19 protein-coding genes and 1 pseudogene are annotated in these 20,838 nt (G+C 46.8%); 7 read left to right on the top strand and 13 right to left on the bottom strand.

Annotation, left to right across the window (positions count from 1 at the left end; genetic code table 11):
• Positions 1 to 1,742: pseudogene (locus M2118_RS06035) on the bottom strand (hypothetical protein); the annotation flags it as partial.
• Positions 1,743 to 1,831: 89 nt separating this feature from the next.
• Complete coding sequence (locus tag M2118_RS06030; protein WP_280795027.1) at positions 1,832 to 2,782, bottom strand: GDP-L-fucose synthase family protein; 951 nt, start codon at positions 2,780 to 2,782, stop codon at positions 1,832 to 1,834.
• A gap of 138 nt (positions 2,783 to 2,920) precedes the next feature.
• On the opposite strand from M2118_RS06030, the gene gmd reads away from it, so the two are divergent.
• A complete protein-coding gene (gene gmd / locus M2118_RS06025) occupies positions 2,921 to 3,949 on the top strand; it encodes a GDP-mannose 4,6-dehydratase (protein ID WP_280795026.1) in 1,029 nt (342 codons plus the stop codon).
• Between the two features lie 7 nt (positions 3,950 to 3,956).
• On the opposite strand, the gene metX is transcribed toward gmd, so the two are convergent.
• The 5 genes from metX to M2118_RS06000 all read right to left on the bottom strand — a co-directional run bounded on the left by metX (position 3,957) and on the right by M2118_RS06000 (position 9,860).
• On the bottom strand, positions 3,957 to 5,162 hold the full coding sequence (gene metX, locus M2118_RS06020; RefSeq protein ID WP_280795025.1) for a homoserine O-acetyltransferase MetX: 1,206 nt from the start codon (positions 5,160 to 5,162) through the stop codon (positions 3,957 to 3,959).
• 23 nt (positions 5,163 to 5,185) lie between these two features.
• Entirely contained in the window at positions 5,186 to 6,427 is a 1,242-nt protein-coding gene (locus M2118_RS06015; protein ID WP_280795024.1) for a lipopolysaccharide biosynthesis protein, read from the bottom strand.
• 186 nt (positions 6,428 to 6,613) lie between these two features.
• Positions 6,614 to 7,399, bottom strand: a complete 786-nt coding sequence (locus tag M2118_RS06010) for a crotonase/enoyl-CoA hydratase family protein (protein ID WP_280795023.1) — start codon at positions 7,397 to 7,399, stop codon at positions 6,614 to 6,616.
• A gap of 56 nt (positions 7,400 to 7,455) precedes the next feature.
• Positions 7,456 to 8,763, bottom strand: coding sequence for a bifunctional o-acetylhomoserine/o-acetylserine sulfhydrylase (locus M2118_RS06005; RefSeq protein ID WP_280795022.1), 1,308 nt, complete (start codon positions 8,761 to 8,763; stop codon positions 7,456 to 7,458).
• A 62-nt stretch (positions 8,764 to 8,825) separates the two neighbouring features.
• Positions 8,826 to 9,860 carry an acyltransferase family protein gene (locus tag M2118_RS06000; RefSeq protein WP_280795021.1) on the bottom strand — a complete coding sequence of 345 codons (1,035 nt, stop codon included), beginning with the start codon at positions 9,858 to 9,860 and terminating at the stop codon, positions 8,826 to 8,828.
• 18 nt (positions 9,861 to 9,878) lie between these two features.
• Here M2118_RS06000 and M2118_RS05995 point away from each other — a divergent pair, with 18 nt between their 5' ends.
• From M2118_RS05995 to M2118_RS05980, 5 genes are all read left to right on the top strand, one after another.
• The gene (locus M2118_RS05995; RefSeq protein WP_280795020.1) at positions 9,879 to 10,640 is read left to right on the top strand and encodes a potassium channel family protein; all 762 of its coding nucleotides are present in this window, start codon (positions 9,879 to 9,881) and stop codon (positions 10,638 to 10,640) included.
• Positions 10,618 to 11,334 carry a uracil-DNA glycosylase gene (locus tag M2118_RS05990; RefSeq protein WP_280795019.1) on the top strand — a complete coding sequence of 239 codons (717 nt, stop codon included), beginning with the start codon at positions 10,618 to 10,620 and terminating at the stop codon, positions 11,332 to 11,334. Before M2118_RS05995 ends, M2118_RS05990 begins: the two co-directional genes overlap by 23 nt.
• 17 nt (positions 11,335 to 11,351) lie before the next feature.
• Entirely contained in the window at positions 11,352 to 11,930 is a 579-nt protein-coding gene (locus M2118_RS05985) for a GNAT family N-acetyltransferase (protein ID WP_280795018.1), read from the top strand.
• Between the two features lie 7 nt (positions 11,931 to 11,937).
• A complete protein-coding gene (locus M2118_RS08880; protein WP_432418381.1) occupies positions 11,938 to 12,387 on the top strand; it encodes a GtrA family protein in 450 nt (149 codons plus the stop codon).
• Between the two features lie 70 nt (positions 12,388 to 12,457).
• Positions 12,458 to 13,333 carry an NAD(P)-dependent oxidoreductase gene (locus M2118_RS05980; protein WP_280795017.1) on the top strand — a complete coding sequence of 292 codons (876 nt, stop codon included), beginning with the start codon at positions 12,458 to 12,460 and terminating at the stop codon, positions 13,331 to 13,333.
• 26 nt (positions 13,334 to 13,359) lie between these two features.
• On the opposite strand, the gene M2118_RS05975 is transcribed toward M2118_RS05980, so the two are convergent.
• The 6 genes from M2118_RS05975 to rfbF all read right to left on the bottom strand — a co-directional run bounded on the left by M2118_RS05975 (position 13,360) and on the right by rfbF (position 19,390).
• Positions 13,360 to 14,163: an aldolase/citrate lyase family protein gene (locus M2118_RS05975; RefSeq protein ID WP_280795016.1), complete on the bottom strand. Its 804-nt coding sequence runs from the start codon at positions 14,161 to 14,163 to the stop codon at positions 13,360 to 13,362.
• Between the two features lie 9 nt (positions 14,164 to 14,172).
• On the bottom strand, positions 14,173 to 15,957 hold the full coding sequence (locus tag M2118_RS05970) for a thiamine pyrophosphate-binding protein (RefSeq protein WP_280795015.1): 1,785 nt from the start codon (positions 15,955 to 15,957) through the stop codon (positions 14,173 to 14,175).
• On the bottom strand, positions 15,950 to 17,014 hold the full coding sequence (locus tag M2118_RS05965; protein WP_280795014.1) for a 3-dehydroquinate synthase: 1,065 nt from the start codon (positions 17,012 to 17,014) through the stop codon (positions 15,950 to 15,952). The genes M2118_RS05970 and M2118_RS05965 overlap by 8 nt, the downstream gene beginning before the upstream one ends.
• The gene (locus M2118_RS05960; RefSeq protein ID WP_280795013.1) at positions 17,004 to 17,552 is read right to left on the bottom strand and encodes an SDR family NAD(P)-dependent oxidoreductase; all 549 of its coding nucleotides are present in this window, start codon (positions 17,550 to 17,552) and stop codon (positions 17,004 to 17,006) included. Before M2118_RS05960 ends, M2118_RS05965 begins: the two co-directional genes overlap by 11 nt.
• Positions 17,553 to 17,674: 122 nt before the next feature.
• Positions 17,675 to 18,613: a glycosyltransferase family 2 protein gene (locus M2118_RS05955; RefSeq protein ID WP_280795012.1), complete on the bottom strand. Its 939-nt coding sequence runs from the start codon at positions 18,611 to 18,613 to the stop codon at positions 17,675 to 17,677.
• Between the two features lie 3 nt (positions 18,614 to 18,616).
• Positions 18,617 to 19,390: a glucose-1-phosphate cytidylyltransferase gene (gene rfbF, locus M2118_RS05950; RefSeq protein WP_280795011.1), complete on the bottom strand. Its 774-nt coding sequence runs from the start codon at positions 19,388 to 19,390 to the stop codon at positions 18,617 to 18,619.
• A 128-nt stretch (positions 19,391 to 19,518) separates the two neighbouring features.
• On the opposite strand from rfbF, the gene rfbH reads away from it, so the two are divergent.
• Positions 19,519 to 20,838 carry a lipopolysaccharide biosynthesis protein RfbH gene (gene rfbH, locus M2118_RS05945; protein WP_280795010.1) on the top strand — a complete coding sequence of 440 codons (1,320 nt, stop codon included), beginning with the start codon at positions 19,519 to 19,521 and terminating at the stop codon, positions 20,836 to 20,838.

Here is a 20,838-nt window from a genome sequence, read left to right as displayed (position 1 = left end):
GGATCGCTTGTCGGATACCCAAGGATTCCAGATTCGAAACCGTATTGAGACCAGAGTGTTCTCACTTCGGGTTTGACTGGATGCGCCCCTGTTGCAGGAGTGATGAAGAGGAATCCGTTTTGGAAGATTTGGAAGCAACCGCTGTCTTTGAGTCCACACCATTTAGGTGAAGTCATGTTTCCGAGCCAGGAGTTTGTGATGATTCCGTTAACCCAAGGGTCTATGGAGGCAGATATGCGTGCGACTCCGTTGGTGACGGTTACTGTTCCGCCTTGGAACGTTTGAGTGTATGTAGTCGAAGTGTTGCTTGGATCGCTTGTCGGATACCCAAGGATTCCAGATTCGAAACCGTATTGAGACCAGAGTGTTCTCACTTCGGGTTTGACTGGATGCGCCCCTGTTGCCGGAGAGGAGAAGATGTATCCTCCCTGAAATTGTTGGTAGCACCCAGTGTTAACTAATCCACAGATTGGGTCAGTAGTTGGGTATCCAAGCCAACCACTCTCAAAACCGAAATTTCCCCAGCTTTCTCTGTAGTCGACGGTTAATGCATGAGATCCGGAAGTCGGAGACCAAAAAACAAAACCACCTTGAAATGAGTTGTAACAACCACCGTTGATAAGCCCACAATAAGTCCTACTTGTGGGGTAGCCGAGCCAGCCATTTTCGAATGCTTGGGAAGCCCATCCTGGGCGTATTTCAGACTTTATATCGAAGGTTCCAACTCCAGGAACTGAGTAGATACTTCCACCACTAAAGTTTTGGAAACAGGCAGACAATTTCAACCCACAGAACTGGGTATAAGTCGGGTATCCAAGATAGCTCGAAGCTGCACCAATAGAGTCGTAGTAAGCCTTAATTGGGCCGATTGTTTCAAAGCCTCTGGTGCTTCCAAACCAGTCAACGAATAACTGATAAAAATTTCGGTTCCCATACGCGGAACAAGAATCACCGGTTCCGTAACCAGCATTTAGAGCTGCATCATTGGGCGTGTAGGGCGTGTAGTAGTAGAGCGCGGCTGTTGCTCGATTTTGAATATATACACTCTTGGTGCCGCACCAAGGCGCATTTGCTTGATAAGCAATGTTTGAAACCTGGCCAACTGGATACCACGTAAATGAACCGGTGCCGTAACGCTGAAGTTGTCGTGCTGCAGACCAAACCTGATAAAAAAATCCGGCATAGTCGACGACGCAAGGTTGGCCGTTATCGTAGCAAGCGAATCCTGTCGCCTGATTAATTTGTCTAACAGTAGGCCATGAGTCAGAAATGAGGGACTGTTCTTTTTCCAAAAGTACTAGAAGAACTTTTTGACTGATGTTACAAACTTGTCCAACTTTGGCAATTATTGTTGCTGCGTTTTCTCTCGGAGAGCCTGGGTAGGCAGAGCAATATCCTGGTTGAGCTGCCATATCTGGTGTTTGTTGGAAATAATCACGTAAACAGGTATCTGCAATCGAGGTAGATCCCCAGGGTGCACCTGCCTGATGTGACGGATTCCCATTATTAATCGTGCAGTTCGGAACCTTTGAGTTTAGAAAATCCTGAACACCAGATGCAGATAGGGCGTTTCCATCAAAAAACTTTGAGTCACTGATGATGTTTCCAGCATCAAACTGGCTTAAGTCTGCCGCTTTCGCAGCTGTGTTGCTGAGTGATGTTGCGTTGAACATTGAAAAAAGTAGAGCAAAAATCGTTAAGACAACGACTCGTTTACTCGCACCTTTTCCAATAATCCTCATAATGTTTAAGTCTAAACATTTAGTTGAAAGTTTCCTGATAAGTCACAGGGCGGGTTTGGAATCCTAAAATGTATTCGTTGAATGACGAATCATTTGTTGCGAACGTTTGCTTCGTTTTCAAGGAACCATCTGTATGTCTTGTCAATTCCATCGTCTAATGATGTTCGAGCTTCCCAACCTAGAGAATTTATTCTTGAAACGTCTAGTAATTTTTGAGGAGTACCGTCAGGTTTTGACAAGTCCTGGGAGAGTAATCCTTCGTAGCCAACTACGTCTGCAATTAACTTAGCCAGCTCACTTATCGACACGTCAGAGCCAACTCCAACATTGATGGTGTCTGGTGAATCGTAGTGATTGAGTAAGAATATGCAGGCATCTGCCAGGTCATCGACGTAGAGAAATTCTCTGCGAGGAGTTCCTGAGCCCCAGATGACGACCTCAGGTAAATTGTTTATTTTTGCTTCATGAATTCTCCGCATCAATGCAGGTAAGACGTGAGAATGCTCGGGGTGAAAGTTATCTCCGGGGCCATAAAGATTCGTAGGCATAGCAGATATCCAATGACGACCGTATTGTCGTCTCGAGGCTTGAACTTGCATAATCCCAGCAATTTTGGCTATCGCATACGCATCGTTAGTAGGCTCCAACGCACCAGTAAGTAAGGAGTCTTCCTTTATGGGTTGCATAGCAAACTTTGGGTAAATGCATGATGAACCAAGAAAAAGTAACTTGTCAACCTCATATTTATTTGCGGCATCCATGAGGTTTGTTTGAATTTGTAAATTTTCGCTTAAAAATTCTGCAGGGAAAGAGTTATTTGCTTGGATACCACCGACCCTGGCAGCAGCGTCAACAATGACGTCAGGAAGTTCTTCACTAATGAATTGAAAAGTACGGTCTCGGTCGGTTAGGTCTAGTTCTTTGGACGTTCTACCAATTAGGTTTTGATAGCCTGACGATTCGAGTTTTCTCCAGATTGCACCGCCTGCAAGTCCTCTATGTCCCGCGATATAAATTTTCGCTTCTTTAGATATGTTCATCAAGCCAATCCTCAACTAGGTATTCAACCCGCAAAATTACTTCCCTCAGCTTATTCTTTGCTGTTGCCGTCAGATTGAAAACACCTGAGCTAGTCTTGGGTGAGTATTTGAATCAACAATTGGCCTAGGTGAAAAGTAATGACTCCAGAGTCCCCAAAAAAAGCACTCATCACGGGAATCACCGGTCAAGATGGCAGCTATCTTGCTGAATTGCTTTTGGAAAAGGGATATGAAGTTCACGGTGTTATCCGTAGGGCTTCTACCTTCAACACTTCGCGAATTGACCACCTTTATAACGACCCACACCTTTCAGGAACTCGCCTTTTCCTGCACTATGGAGATTTGAGCGATGGTTCTCGACTCGTAACACTTCTCGACTCGATTCGGCCAGACGAGGTTTATAACCTTGCCGCTCAGTCTCACGTTCGAGTAAGTTTCGATGAACCTGAATACACAGGGAACTCAACAGGTTTGGGATCAATCCGTCTCCTTGAAGCGATCAGAATGGTCGGCCTCGATTGCCGCTACTACCAAGCATCGAGCTCAGAAATGTTTGGAGCAACCCCTCCGCCACAGAACGAAGACACCATCTTCTACCCTCGTTCTCCTTATGGCGCTGCAAAGCTTTATTCCTATTGGGTCACACGTAATTACCGCGAAGGTTACGGAATGTTTGCCGTAAATGGCATTCTTTTCAACCACGAATCTCCCCGTCGCGGTGAGACGTTTGTCACAAGAAAAATCACTCGTGCAGTTGCTCGAATCAAGGCAGGTATCCAGAACGAACTATTCATGGGCAACCTTGATGCAGTTCGAGACTGGGGTTATGCGCCTGAATATGTCGAAGCTATGTGGATGATGCTTCAGCATGACACTCCAGATGACTACGTAGTTTCAACCGGTACTGACTACACAGTTCGTGATTTCCTTCAGCTATCTTTCGAACATGTTGGATTGGACTGGGAACAATACGTGAAGTTTGACGAGCGTTACCTTCGTCCAACAGAGGTTGACGCTCTGGTTGGTGATTCTTCGAGAGCAAGAAACGCACTTGGTTGGGTTCCCAAAGTACTTACTCCTGAGCTAGCGCAGATCATGGTTGATTCCGACATTGAGGCGCTAGATGCAGAGGGCACTCACTACATTGACAAGGTCATCCGTCATTAACTGACCTCTATTTGGATAACAATTTTGATAATTGTTTACCCACGAACTCTGATTCAATCAAGAATGCATCGTGACCAAAGTCTGATTCCAGCAAGGCTGGCTCGTCACCATTGATGTTTCCCTGAATGTGAGCAGCAAGTCTCTTCTGACCAGCGAGTGGGAAGAAGCGGTCGCTATCAATACCAATGATCAATGTGGGAATTGTGATCGTTTCCAACACTGATTCAATGCTTTCTCTGTTTCGGCCCAAGTCATGTGAGTTCATCGCCTCAACGAGGGTCACGTAGCTGTTGGCATCAAAACGGCGGGTGAACTTGTTGCCGTGGAAGTCGAGATAGCTCGCAACAGCAAAGCGACCACCTTTACCAAGCGGGCTAATGTTGCTTTGCGAGGAGCGGTCAAAGCGCTCGTTGAGCTCAGAAGGTGTGCGGAAGTTCTGGAATGAAATACGGCGTGCCAATGCAAGGCCACGGAACGGGCCCTCACCATCACGTGCTTCGTAGTAATGACCAGCACGGAAAGAAGGATCAAGCATGATTGCTTCTATCTGAACAGTGTTCAGTGCGATTTCATCGGCACTGGTGGCAGGTGGGGCAGCAAGTACAGCTAGACGCTCTACGCGCTCGGGGAACATTGCTCCCCACTCGAGGGCATGCATGCCGCCCATAGAGCCACCAATAACCGCTGCCCACTTCTCAATGCCAATAACGTCAGAGAACTGCGCCTGAGCACGTGCCTGGTCACGAATAGTTGTGTATGGGAATCGTGAACCCCACTCGTAGCCATCTGGAGCCAGTGAAGCAGGGCCAGTAGACCCTTGGCACCCGCCTAGAACATTCGGTGCAACGACAAACCACTTATCGGTGTCGATAGCGAGGCCTGAACCTACTACTTCGTTCCACCAGCCCGCTGTGGTGTGGCCACCTCCGGCTGGACCAACAACGTGGCTGTCTCCAGTGAGGGCGTGAAGGACAAGCACAGCATTGTCTTTGGCCTCATTGAGCGTGCCCCAGGTTTCATAAGCAATTCGAACATGGGGGAGTGATCCACCACATTCAAAGTCAAAGGGGCCTAGGTTTGCGAACTGACGGTTGCCTGGAGCATCACCGTCGCGCCATGCACCTGTAACAGGAGGCTTTCCGGCAACAGAACGAACCTGCTCATCAGTAATAAAGCCTGAGGGCAGGTTGTCGGCGGAATCTTGCCAATCCATTCATTTCCTAGTTCTAGAGGTGATTATTCTTTTGCGTAAGAATTTTTGACTTTCAATCCAAGAAGAAACCTGCCAATAAATATTCTTATAAGTGATGAGAGAGTTAAAGACCAAAGGGCGCCAGGTAGGCCCCAAATTGGAATAAGTATAAATCCAGTGCCAAGGACAATTACTAAGGCTGCTAAAGCAAGAATAATCTCAGTTGAGTAGAGGTTTGCAACCAAGATGGCAATGTTTCCAAATTGAAGATTTGGTAACAAAAACAAAGAAACAATTAGCGGCAGAGTAATGGGGATTGTCATTCGATAGTCATTTGCGAAAACCATTGGTATGACAAACCATGAAGAAACAATGCCGACCAGAAATAGTGGAATTAGGCTGATTGTCCATTTGGTAACAGTTTTTGAGAGTAACTTTTTGAACTCTTTCACCAGGGAAGGTGAAGTGAAATACTTTCGCGCTTCAGGAATCCAACTTTGCGATGCACTTCCAACAAGTAATTCAGCTAGCCCAAAGGCATATAACAAAATTGACAAAAATCCCACTGCATCGATTTCCCCTTGGTGGGCTAGAAGATATTGAGGGACAGAAGCAGTTAGAGCAAATAACCCTGTCGAGATTCCTAATGGCAATCCCGCATGTGTGACTCGAAGGAGTTCTCGGGTATTTGTTGGATCGCTCTCGACGTGGGATAAGTATTTTCGAGTTGTATGTAATGCAACAGGGATTAAAAGAGCGCACATATTGAAAATGCTGAAAAGGAGAATCCAGGCAAGGGCATATACGAGATTCAATGAATGGGTAAGTATTACGATTACCCCAACCGAGCAAAATAGCGCATTGATTCCGTAAACAACTGCGATAAATTGCGCCTTCTGGGCACGTTGCAAAGGTGCAGTCAATAGATCAGAAAATGAATCTATAACTTTCGAAAAGGCGACTAGGGCAACAACAATAATCAAAGTCGGAGTAAAAATTGAAGTTGCTGCGACAGAGATAATAAAAGCAAAAGTAAGTGCAACGCCAAGGACTAAAAGATAAGTTTTTTGACGATGGTCAGCATGCTTTGTTAAGTAAAGGCTTTTTAAGCCCAATTGAGCAAATATAAAAAATGGAGTTGTAATTGCAAGGCTCAACGAGTATTCACTCACACTTGCAGCCCCTGAAGTGTTAGCTAGAACAATCAACACCACAATCACTCCTGCATTTCTGAGTAAACCAGAAAAGGTCAGCCAGAAAGTTTGGTTTGTGGTAATCAATTTCACAAACTTGCCCTATCTAATACTCTGATCTTTCGAAGCCCGGCTTCTTAGAATGCCTGTTGAGTGTGTTTCCAACAACATATTCAGACTAGCTCAGTGGAATTCGCTAGGGTTCAGCACTTATCAACCAAATTGATTCTTATAAACACTGTTCTGCATCCAAAGGATCAAAATGATTACCATCTTAAGCTAATTACCCAGAAACTCTGGTTTTGACCTCGTATTAAACGCGGCAACACCTGCTTGGAAGTCTTGGCTGCCAATCAGCGCTTCCAATTCCTTCGGAAGTTGGCTGAGCGCTTCTTTCTCAACTGCAGCACGAGCTACCCGTGCGTTCCGTAAAGTCGCTTGAACAGCCAGTGGAGCCTGTTCTGCAATGAGACCAGCTAGTTCAAGCGCTCTCTCGACCTGGGTTCCAGCAGGAACAACTTCATTGACCAGTCCAATACGTTGAGCTTCTGCTGCGGTGAAAGTTTCACCGGTGAGGAGATAACGAGAAGCATGTGCCCAGCCCACGCGCTGGGCGAAGCGGGTAGTTGCCCCACCGAAAGGCATGATGCCTCTGGTTACCTCGAGCTGACCGAAGACAGTTGTGTCATCCGCTACTGCCATCTCAGAAGCAAGGATCAATTCGACGCCGAGTGTGAGGCATGTTCCTTGAACTGCCACAATAACGGGCTTAGATATGGGGGCTGTTGTGATTCCCCAGGGGTCAATGCCGCCTTTAGGGGTGAGTTCTAATCCAGATTGTGATGCTGTTCCTAACACATCCCCAAGGTCCAGACCAGCTGTGAAGTGGTCACCTGTGGCAGAGACGACGACAACGCGGACGTTGTCGTCGCGGTCTGCCTCGGCATACGCCAGGGAAAGCTCAGAGAGCATCTGCCTATTTGCAGCATTCATCTTCTCTGCACGATTGAGATGCAGATGACGAATGTGACCAATAGTTGAAACAAGAACGAGGGGCTCAGCCATGGAGTAGACGCTACTCCAAGGCCAAGCCCCTCGACTAGTTACTAGTGCGTTGAGTCCTAGATTGCTGCGGCAGCAGCAAGACCCTTCTCGAGGTCTGCCTTAAGGTCTTCAATGTTCTCAAGACCTACTGAGAGGCGAACCAAACCAGGAGTTACACCACTTGTCAGCTGCTGCTCAGGAGTGAGCTGCGAGTGAGTGGTGGAAGCAGGGTGGATAACCAGTGAACGTACGTCACCGATGTTTGCCAAGTGACTGAACAGTTCGAGGTTGTCTACGAATGCCTTGCCAGCCTCAACACCGCCCTTGAGTTCGAAAGACAGCACAGCACCAACACCCTTAGGGGCGTAACGGTTAGCTGCGGTGTACCAGGGGCTGGATGGCAGCGCTGCATAGTTGACGGAAGCCACCTGGGGGTGTGCTTCCAACCACTGTGCAACAGCGGTTGCGTTCTCCACGTGACGCTCAATACGCAGGCTCAAGGTTTCGATGCCCTGGATGATCTGCCATGCGCTCGCAGGAGCGATGGAGGAACCGAGGTCACGAAGAAGCTGAACACGGGCCTTGATGATGTACGCAATAGCGTCGCCAAGAACGGTGGTGTAGCTCGCACCGTGGTACGAGGGGTCTGGTTCGGTGAGGCCTGGGAACTTCTCGACGTTCTTGGACCATTCAAACTTGCCACCGTCCACGATGACACCACCGATAACAGTTCCGTGGCCACCCAGGAACTTGGTTGCGGAGTGGATCACGATGTCAGCACCGTGCTCGAGAGGGCGAATCAAGTAGGGGGTAGCGATGGTGTTGTCCACGATGAGGGGAATTCCAGCCTCATGAGCAACCTTGGATACAAGTGAAATGTCCAAGATATTGATGCGAGGGTTACCAATGGTTTCACCGAAGAAGAGCTTGGTGTTGGGGCGAACAGCTGCGCGCCATTCGTCTGCGTCATCCTGGTTCTCGACGAAGGTAACTTCGATACCGAGCTTGGCCAGGGTGTACTTGAACAGGTTGTAGGTACCTCCATAGATGGAGCTCGAAGACACAATGTGGTCGCCTGCTTCAGCAATGTTCAGAACAGCGAATGTTTCAGCAGCTTGGCCTGAGGAAACCAGAAGTGCTGCGGTTCCACCTTCAAGAGCTGCTACACGCTGCTCTACAACGTCCTGCGTGGGGTTCTGGATGCGGGTGTAGATGTTTCCGAACTCTGCAAGAGCAAAGAGATTCTTTGCGTGCTCTGCATTGTTGAAGACGTAAGAAGTGGTCTGGTAGATCGGAGTCGCACGCGCGTTGGTGACGGGGTCAGGCTGCGCGCCCGAGTGGATCTGCTTGGTTTCAAACTTCCAGTTTGCTTGGTCATTGCTCATGGTGTGCTCCTTAGGCAGGTGGTGAAAACTTGCTTTGACGTTACGCCCGCCAGGAGCACTACTCAATTACGCAAGTCACGTGGTGTAACAAAGAGCCAATTGAGGTTCGGTTGAACAATCGGCTTGAACAGCTTCACCACCGGTTTTGTGGACAGAAGAACGGTCAAACCGAATGAACCAATTACGGCCAAGAGGATGTACCAGAGGGGACGCTCGCCATCGAGAACGCCGTTCTCACGCAGGGGATAAAGCACGAAGGTGTGGAGCAAGTAGACATACATCGTTGCTTGACCGAACTGGGTAAACCATGTTTGTTCACGAGGAATCAGAACCAAGAAGGCCATAATCATGGCCGCAGCCACCAGCATGGTGGCGAGACGGCCTAAGCCACCCCACCACTGGTCATATCCGAAGGTGGCATAGCCAGAGTCATAGGTAATGAAACTTCTAATTTGAACTTCTCGGAGGAAGGGAACGCTGATTGCAATTCCGATTGCGACAAGAGCCATGAACGCTGCTGCCACTACTCGCCAACGAATGACTGATTGTGAGCTGAGCGCCATCCAGCGCTCGCCGAGGTTCCATTCCCGGAGTTGCCAGCCAAAGACGAAGAAAGGCAAAAACCCGAGAACTCGTGCAGCTGAGAAGGTCTGATCGATAGGAAAGTAGCCGGCAGTAATGGAAATCACGATGCTAATCAGCAGTGGGTATTTCAAAGCCACCAAATAAGGCAGAACGATGCGCCAGATAGCCAGTGCAAGCAAGAACCAGAGAGTCCAAGAAGCCCTGGTGAGGTCAAGGCGGAAATTTCCGTTATAGAAGAAGAGAACTACTGACCAGATCACTTCAAAGATGATGTACGGAACCACGATGTCTGTGAACACAGTGCGTATGCGCTTATCGTCTGGTGCTGTTCCCTTTGTGAAGTAGCCAGAAACGGCGACAAAGACGGGAACATGGAAAGCATAGATAAAGACGTAAAGAGTGAAAGCGGCGTCGTTCTCGCCCACCATTTTGGTTAGTGTATGGCCTGCCACCATGAGAGCAATAGCTCCAAAACGGGCGTTATCCCATAACGCGACCCGCTGTGTGCTCATATTAACTAGCCTAGAACTATGGAATCGAGTCCTAAGCCACTGATCATGAACTCCGCAGGTGTTCTAGTTGAAGACACCAGAAGCCCCAAAGAAATCATCTGGGAGAAATACACCACACTCCCTTTTATCTTTTTGTCATTCATCTTCCTGTTGGGCTACTCAGTCCTCATCCTCGACGATGAGGTTTTCACCCGTGGACTCGACAAAATCATCCTTCTAGGCCTCACAGTTATCTGGCTGACGTTCATCATCGATTACTTCGTGCGATTAACCCTCTCCACGAACAAACGGCTGTATTTCAAACGCAATGTGATTGACCTCATTTCGATGGCCATTCCGTTTATCAGACCTTTCCTGTTGTTGATGTATCTCTCGCGACTGCGTTTCTTCCGAGGACGCCAAGGTTCCTCTGTGCGTGCACGGTTGGTCGCATATGCGGCTTCATTCGCTTTGATGTATATCTACGTTCTTTCTTTGGCTGTTTATGCGGCTGAGCGTGACGCAGTGGGCGCCACCATCACGAACTACGGCGACTCGGTATGGTGGGCAATCGAGACCATCACCACAGTTGGTTATGGAGACATGATCCCCGTGACCGTCATGGGACGCATTTACGCATCTCTGTTGATGTTGGGCGGAGTTGTCATCGTGGGTGCAACAACAGCAACCGTGATCTCCTACCTCAGTGAAAAGGTCCAGACAGTTCACAAAAAGTCTCAAGAACACGCCTCACATCAGAACGACGGTCACAAACACGATGACAATCACCCTCAATCTTGAGGAATTAGCCCAGCAGGGTTTCATTGATTCAAGTTGGGTCGAAGTTCTTGCCCCGGTTCAAGAAGTGCTCAATCAGATAGTGCTCAAGCTGAACAAAGAATTAGCTGCCGGGCATCAAGTATTTCCTGAACCAGAGAACATCCTGAGGGCTTTCAAGACTCCTTTTGAGAAGGTCAGGGTCGTCATCCTTGGACAAGACCCGTATCCAACTCCAGGAGATGCAGTCGGCCTTTCCTTCTCCGTGGCAGCTGAACAGCTCACATTGCCACGAAGTTTGAAGAACATCTTCACCGAACTACAAACAGATATCGGTTGCGAGCAACCAGCTAAAGGTGATCTCCAGCCCTGGGTAGACCAGGGAGTCATGCTTTTAAACAGGGTTTTGACTGTTCGCGCAGGTGAAGCAGGATCTCACCGAGGAATTGGTTGGGAACAGGTCACAGAGTGTGCGCTCACGGCACTCGATGGGCGCGCAGGAAGCGCACTCGTTGCTTTGCTATGGGGGAATGACGCGATTTCAGCAAAACCATTTCTGGCTGAAACTGTAGTTATCGAGTCAGTTCACCCGAGTCCGCTTTCTGCCTCTCGGGGTTTCTTTGATTCGAAGCCATTCAGCAAGGTGAACAAAGCCCTTATAGAGCTTGGCCAGGCGCCCATTAATTGGGCGTTGCCAAGCAATTCTGTGTTGTTCTAGTCAGTAGGCTTGTGCTCGTGCTTCCAGAGGAATATCTCAAACCACGCCAGCTGCCGCTGCATCTGCAGAAACGGCCTGAGCCGGAAGCGCCGTTTTCTTTTGAAATCAGGGAAGCAACTGCTGCAGATCTTCCAGATATTCGCGAGATATATAACTATTACGTTCTCAACAGCGTGGTGACTTTTGATGAAGATCAGATGACCCTCAAAGAGTGGAAGCAGAAATTTGCCTATCTTGAGAAACTCAAGATGCCCTTTATCGTTGCTGTATCTCCTGGTGAACAGGTGCTTGGCTATGCGCTGGTCACTCCATGGAAGCAAAAGCGCGCCTATCGCTACACGGTAGAGAACTCGATTTATCTTCGTGCTGCGTCAACTGGAAAAGGGTTGGGCAAAGCGTTGATGCAGGAGCTCATGAATCGTTCTGAAGCAGCTGGATTGAAAGAAATCATTGCCGTCATCGCTGACGGGGGAGCGGAGTCCTCTCTCAAGCTTCATGACGACTTTGGTTTTAAAGAAATTGGACGAATGGGGCGAGTTGGGTTCAAATTTGATCGTTGGCTTGGGACTGTTTTGTTACAGAAGACTCTAAAGTAAGTCGAATATGTTGGATAAAGCCAAAAAACTAGTGAGGCATGAGAAGTTTAAATTTCTCTTAACTGGCGGGTTCAACACCGTATTCGGTTTTGTAATCTTTTCTGCAATCCAGTGGAGTTTTGGAAGGTACATCACCTATATAGGTAGTTTGTATGTTTCTCACCTCATATCTTCCACGGTAGCCTTTGCCATCTACCGTAGATTTGTTTTTGTGGTTGAGGGACATTTGTTTCGAGACTTTTGGAGATTTCAGACTGTTTACATAGTCCCGCTGATCGCCAACACTTTCCTACTTCCCGCAATCGTTCTTACCAGTCACATAAATGTGTATCTGGCACAGGGAATTGCTACGTTAGTCCTTACGATTGTTAGTTATTTGGGCCATAAATATTTTTCCTTCAGACGGCCAAACGAAACCCGAGAAGCGAGTGAGTCTCCAATTGATCCAACAGATTAAGAAAGCTCACCTTCTCAACCCTTCTTCACAAACTCTCTGGGATAGCCACTTACAACCTGATGATCGAATTGTGATTACAGGCGCCTCTGGATGGTTTGGTCAAACTGCAGCCAATTTGATGTTGAAAAGCGGATTGCCTTGTTTATTACTCGCTTCTCACACGCGAAACTTTAATTCACTTGGAAAAACTTTCGAAGTTCATAAATTTGACATCGATCAAATTCGTTCTTTTTCACCCACAGTAATTATTGACTGCGCTTTTATTACGAGGGAAAGAATTAACGAATATGGTTTGCCAAATTACATTAATCAAAATCAGAAGATTCAACAGCAGCTAGTTGAACTTATAAGCCTTCCAACTGTTAAGCGTTTTATCTCTTTTTCAAGTGGCGCGGCTGTGTTTCCTCAAGATGCAGGTTTGGGTGAAATCGAAGATAATCCTTATGGCTTTCTGAAACGAAAAGCGGAACTTGATCTGCAGAAGCTGTCTTTCGAAGTAAATAAGCGGGGGGTTATCGCAAGAGCATGGAGCGTGTCTGGCGCCTATGTAACAAAGCCAAAAAGTTTTGCTTTAACAGATTTCATTTCACAAGCTGCCAATGGTGTGTTGCATATCAAAGCTTCAATCCCAGTGTTTAGAAGATATTCTGCGGTGGAAGATTTATTGGCACTTTCTTTGGCTGAGACGGAAAAATCAAGTTTTATCGTATTGAATTCTGAAGGGCCTTTAATCGAAATGGCCGAGCTTGCTCGTCAAGTAGTTGCACTGATAAATCCTTCAGCGGTAATCACGAGAACGAAGCCCGCTCAGAAGGGCACTGATAATTATTTCGCTAATACTCATCGGTGGAGCGAGCTTGAAAGAGAGTTGTCTTTTGACCCGCTTGACTTAACCTCTCAAATCTTGAACACATTCGAGGGCATGAAAATGGGTGAGTATCTTTGATACTCACCCATTTTTTATGACTAGATTTACTTTTCTCCACTGAGTACGTGCCAGCGCGACTCAAGCATTTCAATTCTCTTTGCGTCCTCTGCCGTGATACGACCGTAGTAATCACGCTTGTTGAGGAGCCATAGAAGTTCAAAGTGAACAGCGTTTACTAGTCCTTTTTCAATACTGTTGATGGTTGCAGAATCTCCACCAAAAATTATTTTTCGTGTTTCGAAACGGGTCAAGTGAACAGAAGCTACTTCACGAACAACATCTAGTGCATCACTTGAGACCGCACCTCCCATAACGAAGTCAAGTCCAGCGTCTTTGGTCTTCTGAGCAGTTTTGACTACGTATTCAGTAATTTTTGGCGTGTTAATGGTGTCGCGGCTTTCCCCCAAAGAACCTGCGAAATCTACTCGGCCAAAAACAACGCCGTTCAGGCCTCGTCCGCTTTTTGCCGTTATTAGCATTTCATCAAGGTTGTTGTAACCGGTGATTGTCTCGATATTGAAGAGAAAGTCAGTGTCATTATTTTCGTCTTCGTCGAAAATTGCGTCCTTGGCCGCGACGTATTTGCTCAAAGCGTAAGGAGTTTCGACCATGGGAGCAACGACGTGTCGTACACCTATCTGCTTGGATTCAAGCAGATCGCGGATTGCTTCGCAGCCACCAATTTTAACTGTAAGTGGGAGGCCAGCCTGACGTGAAATATCAACCAATCTTAGAAGCTCGTCAACGCGAGTACCCTCAGCTTCAAACTCTGCCTTGACACAAACAACACCGAATTCTTCTTTACCCTGTTTCAGGATGTCGGTCATTTTGCGTTCAGTTTTATTCATGTGCGCCCCCTAGTAAGTCTCGATGAATTTCATCAGAGATCTAGCGTCAGTGTCTGAAAGTTGTGGATGCATTAAATGTAGCGGGTTGGAGCTCATGCTGCCATCAGGCTGAACCGAAGACATGATTTTTGGGAAGAAAGTCTGCTCTGGGTCAATAGGTACTTCAATGAATGAAGGTCCTTCTGAATTCAGCGCATTTTTGATTTCGGCAGAAAATGTTTCGTTAGGGTTCATTCTCAAATATGGAATTCCAAAGGAATTTGCCAATTCATTCCAATCAGGGAGTCCTAATCCTGTTGAAGAATCACAACCAATCCAGGCACCGTTGAAATAATTTCTCTGAGTCATCCGTATCGAAGCGTAGCCATCGTTAGCAAAAAGTAAAATTTTGACTTTCAAATTTTGAGAAGCAACGGTTCCTAGTTCCTGAAGGTTCTGTGCGAAGCTGCCATCGCCTTCAATCAAAATTGTTTTTGAATCTTTGTTGGCGAGGCTCGCGCCAATTGCACCTGAAAGACCGTAGCCCATGCTCGCCATGCCTTTGTTGGTAACAATTTTTTGATTCCCATGGAGCTGAAGTGATTGCATTGCAACGGTAAATGCACTTCCACTGCTACTGGGAACGAATACGTCATCCTCATTAAGGATGTTGGAGAGTTCCATCAACATTTCGTATGGCTTTACATATTCATTACCTGTGACGTTTTGAGGGTCGTTGAGAGGTACCCGTTCCCGAACTACGTCAATGAAGTCGTTCCAGACTTGCCACTCGGGCTGAGAGACCGCTTTTTGTGTCAAAGCAGTCAAAAAGTGATTGGCATCAGCTTGTATTGCTAATTCTGATTCAGGATGTCCCTTAGTCAGTTCAGAGTCATCAATGTCGACATGAATAAGTTTCCCTACCGGCAGGAATTGTTCCCAGGCAAAACCAGTTTGCTGTATTCCAAGGCGCGTTCCGATAGCGATGAGCAAGTCTGCTTGTTGCTGAATTATGTTTGCTGATCGCTGACCCCAAGTATTAGGCCTTCCTGCGTAGAGCGGATTATTAGCAGGAAGGAGGTCGGCGCCGTTCCAAGTTAAGAGAATAGGAATTCCTAATTCTTGAAGTTTCGAATCAAGGCTTCGAACCTCCTCACGTGATACCCCTCCTCCAAGAAGGAAAGCAGGTCGCTGTGATTGAGATAGCAACTCAAGCACTCGATCCAATTCTTGATCTGTGACGAGGGGAAGCACAGTATCTTTTAGTTGGGCAGTTTCGGTTTCAAACGGGGCAGCAGCTTGCGCATCTAGGCATAATTCTAGAAAAACCGGACCTTTTCTTGGGGTTGAACCTAGTCGAATCAGAGAAATTATTAGTTCTTTAGAGACTGGTTTATCTATTTGCAAAGTTGCTTTGCAGATTGAGTCGACTAAAGTAACACCGTCAATTTCCTGGATGCCTCGTTGCCTGACTAGACCTCTGCTCAGGTCTGAACTTTTAACTTGGCCGCCAACAATAAGCAGCTCCCGACTTTCGACCCAGGCGCTTGCGATAGCAGTAACAGTATTTGTGAGTCCTGGCCCTGCTGTTACTAAAACAAATGCCTTTTTGTTTTTACTTCCAGAAGAAGCAGTGAAATATTCTGCAGCGATGGCTGCCCCAATTTCATTGACAAAGGGAACACACTCCATTCGCGTACGTACTGAGTCGAGTAAGTGCATGATGTTTCCACCTGCAACAAAGAAACAATGGGTATAGCCCTCTTCAACAAGCCAATCGACGAATTGGTCAGAATATTTTGCTGCATCAGTCATTGCTGATTTCCTTAAGTGCTAACTGGATTGCTGTTGTTGCAAGAATAAGTTGTTCGGGTAGAAGTGGGATTTCAACTATCTCAAGTTCAGAGTTCGAATTAGGAAGTATTAATCGCAACTGATCAGAGCTGTTCTTTTTGTCGGAGCCAAGTGCCGCTCTAAACACATCCCAGTCTGTTGATTCAGTCGCAAGTTGTATTTGTGGCAGCACCGGCTGGACAATCTGTTGACAATATGACTTGAGTTTTAGCATTGCCTCAGTATTTGCAGAGCGAGGGTGGTTCAGTGCTGCGAGCATTCCTACAGATACAGCAATTCCATGTTGAACAGAGAACCCACAAGCCGCTTCCCACGCGTGTCCAAAAGAATGCCCGAAATTCAACAACTGTCTTTCATTTTTATCGAACTCATCGATTTCCACAAACCATTTTTTTGAAGAAAGCACATGGTGAATGAGTAGGGCTGTTTCTTCATTGTTTCCGGGTGAAATTGATGCGGGCGATGCTAAATATTGAGAAAAAGCTTCTGGCCCTCGTGCGAAACATATTTTTACTGCTTCAGATAAACCTGAGGTAATTGCTTCCGGAGGAAGGGTTTCAATAAATATTGGATCTATTAATATCTTGCGAGGTGGGTGAAAATTCCCCACAAGGTTTTTGATACCACCCGCATTTATTGAACTTTTTCCGCCAATACAAGAGTCGGCCATAGACATTAATGTTGTCGGAACGTAGTTCCAGTCAACTCCACGCATATATAAAGACGTCGATAAAGTGGCTACATCTTGAATGGCTCCACCACCAATTGCGGTTACAGCATGGCCTCTCCGAACTCCGTTCTCACGCATGTTGAGAATAACTTTTTCGCAACCAAGCAGAGTTTTTGATTCTTCATTTCCTGGTACTTCGATGACGTGCTCGAGTTCTTGGGGAAGGAACTTCGTAATGTTTGGATCGACAAGTACGACAGAGTCAGTAGGCAAAGTATTTACCAGACCTTTGCCTATGAGAATTTCATATTCTCCTGTCGAACTGGAGACAGAAAGACTAGATTTCACGCTTTATGCTCCAACCTCGGTCGACAATGATCGATTGGCCGTTAATTCCCGCTGACGCAGAACTTGCCAAAAAACTAACTGCTTTTGCAACATGCTCTGGTGTAGCCAGAGTTCCGCCTGGGGTTCCGCTTTCGACACGTTGAATCTGTTCAGAGGAAAGTTGATTTCGAGTCATAGGGGTATCAATTACGCCGGGGAGCACTGCATTGATAGCGAATTTATCTGAGGCAAAATCCATGGCTAGAGATGGAATGAGGCCAGAGAGGGAAGACTTACTCACGAGATATGCCAGTTTATTTTCTCGAGCAAATTCTTGCCAGACAGAGCTGAGGATGACCCCCCTGCTCGGGTGCTCAAGAGCCTGAGCATTTTTGAGTTTTTTGAGTGTATCCAAAATGAACATTACGTTTGCTTCGAAAGCGACTCTGACGTCTTCAAGAGAAATTTCCATCAGGCTTCCTGCAAAATTCGCCCCCTGCGCCCAGACGACGGCATCTAATTTGCACGTGAGTTGGTCTGCCCAATTTGGGTTAGACATATCGACGTTTCCATCTATGCCTGTCCGCCTGGCAATTGTGACTTCCCAGTCATTAGCTCTGAAGTGTCTGACTATTTCAGAACCCAGAGCACCTGTCCCGCCGAAAACTAAAACTTTAGGCATTAAAAGCCAACTTTGTTTGAAACGATGAAGTTTGGACGATGCTTCACTTCCTCGTAAACAAGCCCCAAATATTCACCGATAACTCCTAATAAAAGAGTAATCATTCCAAATCCAACCAACATGATGGAAATTATTGTTCCGAAGCCATTAAACGGAACACCGAAGAATACAAAGTTGATGAGGAAAACAATCAGAGTAACCAGCGCTAGAACGCTAACAACGAAACCAGAGATTGTGATTAGCCTGAGTGGCACGTAGGAATGAGCGAAAATACCCTTGAACGCCAGATCAAGAACCTTGAGTGTGTGAGCATTCGAAACTCCAGCATGTCGAGGAGGTCTAACCATCTTTACGCCGAGTGATTTGAAGCCGACCCAGGAGAATAAACCACGGACAAAACGGTTACGTTCTTCCATAGATCGAACTACTTCGTAGACTTTCCTGTCGATAAGACGGAAGTCACTCGCGTTCTTTGTGATTCGATCATTTGTAAGTTTTCCGGCTAGCCAGTAAAAAGCTTTCGAATTGAAAGTTCTGATTATTCCTGTGCCTTGACGCTCAGTAACTACCCCATAAACGTTCTCATAGCCCTTTTCCCATTCTCGGATAAAAGTCGGAATCAGTTCTGGGGGATCTTGAAGATCTGCAGTCATCAATACGCAAGCATCACCGGTAATCGCTGAAAGTCCTGCGGTAATGCCGCCATCCATTCGAAAATTTCTCGCAAGTTGAAGAATTTTGAATCTTCCATCACGAGCATTAATTGCAACCAATTTTTCCATTGTTGAGTCAATTGATCCATTTTCAACAATGACACATTCGAAATCGTAATTTGGTTCTGAATCGAAAACTGAAGTCAATCTCGCAGCAAGTTCGTCGACACAATCCTCTTCGTTATAAGCGGGAACAATGATGGAGATTAATTTCTTGGTTGACACAGATTATTCCCAGCTCTTCCAGGGCGCTTTGCCCGAGTTCCAGATGTCATTCAACATCTGAGATTCGCGATATGTATCCATTGGCTGCCAGAATCCACGGTGTTTAAAGGCTGCAATTTCGCCCTTTTCAGCAAGATTATGAAGCGGTTCTTCCTCTAGAACTGAGTTATCTCCAAGTTCATCAAAAATGGCTGGTTCGAAAACGAAATATCCAATGTTGATCCAGTCTTCGACCTTGGGCTTTTCGCGGAACTTATCTACGACGCCGTCATGCCCCATATCAACAACTCCAAAACGGCTTGTCGGTTGGATGGTCGTCATTGAAGCAGTTTTGCCGTGAGACTTGTGGAATTCGAGTAGTCCTTTGATATCTACATCAGCGATTCCGTCGCCATAGGTGCAGAAAAAAGGCTCATCACCAATGTATTTTTGTATCTTCTTAATTCGTCCGCCGGTCATTGTTTCTGCACCAGTGTCAGCGACAGTTACTTTCCAATCGAATTCATCATGGTTTCCGTGATACTCGATGCCAGAATGATCGCCCAGAGTGACAGTGAAGTCCATGTTCGAGGGACCGTAGTTGTAGAAATAGTTTTTGATGTACTCACTTTTATAGCCAGTACAAATAATGAATTCAGTAATTCCCTGCTGAGCAAGAATTTTCATAATGTGCCAGAGGACTGGTTTTCCACCGACTTCAACCATGGGCTTGGGGCGGAATTCAGTCTCTTCGCGCATTCGGGTACCAAGCCCCCCGGCAAGCAATACAGCTTTCATGACAGATTAGGTTCTTTCTGCTTGAGTCGGGTTATTGCCCCTACTTTATGTATCAAGCTTACTTTGAACTCAATTATTCTTCTGTGAGCTAGGGGTAGAGTTGTAATCTACAAATCTAATTTCGTGGGGTGAGTCCAATTTCTGATTTACAGCGTCAGCAAATTCTTGATGATGTTCGTCGTTATGCCGAACAAAAGCTTAAAACTTCTGAATTCAAGCCGGGTGAGACCGTAGTTCCTGTTTCTGGAAAAGTTCTTGATAAGGAAGATTTTGCGGCTCTTGTTGACGCGTCATTGGATGGTTGGCTAACCGCAGGGCGGTTCCACAAAGATTTTGAAGAGGGACTTGCAAAATACGTAGGAGCTAAGAGTGCACTCTTTGTGAACTCTGGATCCAGCGCAAACCTAGTCGCATTGAGCGGCCTAACAAGTCCCAAGCTAGGCCGTCGAGCACTACAGCCTGGCGATGAAGTTCTTACTGTTGCTGCCGGTTTCCCCACGACCGTTAACCCCATTATTCAAAATGGTCTCCGTCCTGTAATCGTGGATGTTGAACTTGGTACCTACGATGCAATCTCTGACAGATTGCGTGAAGCCGTTAGCAACAAGACCAAGGCCATCATGATGGCTCACACACTGGGCAACCCATTTGATCTCGATACTGTCCGCGAACTGTGTAAGGAGCACGGGCTTTGGTTAATTGAGGACTCTTGTGACGCACTCGGCTCCACTTATGACGGTCAGCGAACCGGTAGTTTCGGTGATACTGCGACGGTTTCTTTCTATCCAGCTCACCACATCACTACAGGTGAAGGTGGAGCAGTTTTCGTGAAATCTCCTCTTGTTCGCAAGCAGGTTGAGTCTTTCCGCGACTGGGGTCGCGACTGCTACTGCGAAACGGGTTGTGACAACACCTGCCTTAAGCGCTTCGAATGGCAGCTAGGAGACCTTCCAGAAGGTTATGACCACAAGTACATTTACAGCCACATCGGTTACAACCTCAAGGCAACCGATATGCAAGCCGCTTTGGGCGTTTCACAACTGAGCAAGCTGGATCGATTTGTTCAGGCTCGTAAGGATAACTTCAACTACCTCACCAGCAAGTTGCAGGGGGTCGAAGGCCTTATCCTTCCTCAGGCAACACCCAAGTCCGACCCTTCATGGTTCGGTTACCCCATCACTCTTGACCCTTCACACCCCGTAAACCGTGAAGAGCTCTTGCGTTTCCTTGATTCTCGCAAGATTGGTACCCGCCTCCTGTTCGCTGGAAACCTGACTAAGCAGCCTGCATATCGCAATGTCGATTGGCGTCTAGTTGGCGACCTCAAGAACACTGACATCGTGATGAACCGCACATTCTGGGTTGGAACTTACCCGGGACTTACTCAACCAATGCTCGACTACATTGCTGAGTCCATCATTGAGTTCGTAACTGACGCCACGAAGTAG

Source organism: Aurantimicrobium minutum, assembly GCF_029892845.1.
In the GTDB taxonomy this organism is placed as follows: domain Bacteria; phylum Actinomycetota; class Actinomycetes; order Actinomycetales; family Microbacteriaceae; genus Aurantimicrobium; species Aurantimicrobium minutum_B.
This window is presented reverse-complemented; position numbering and strand designations above follow the sequence as displayed.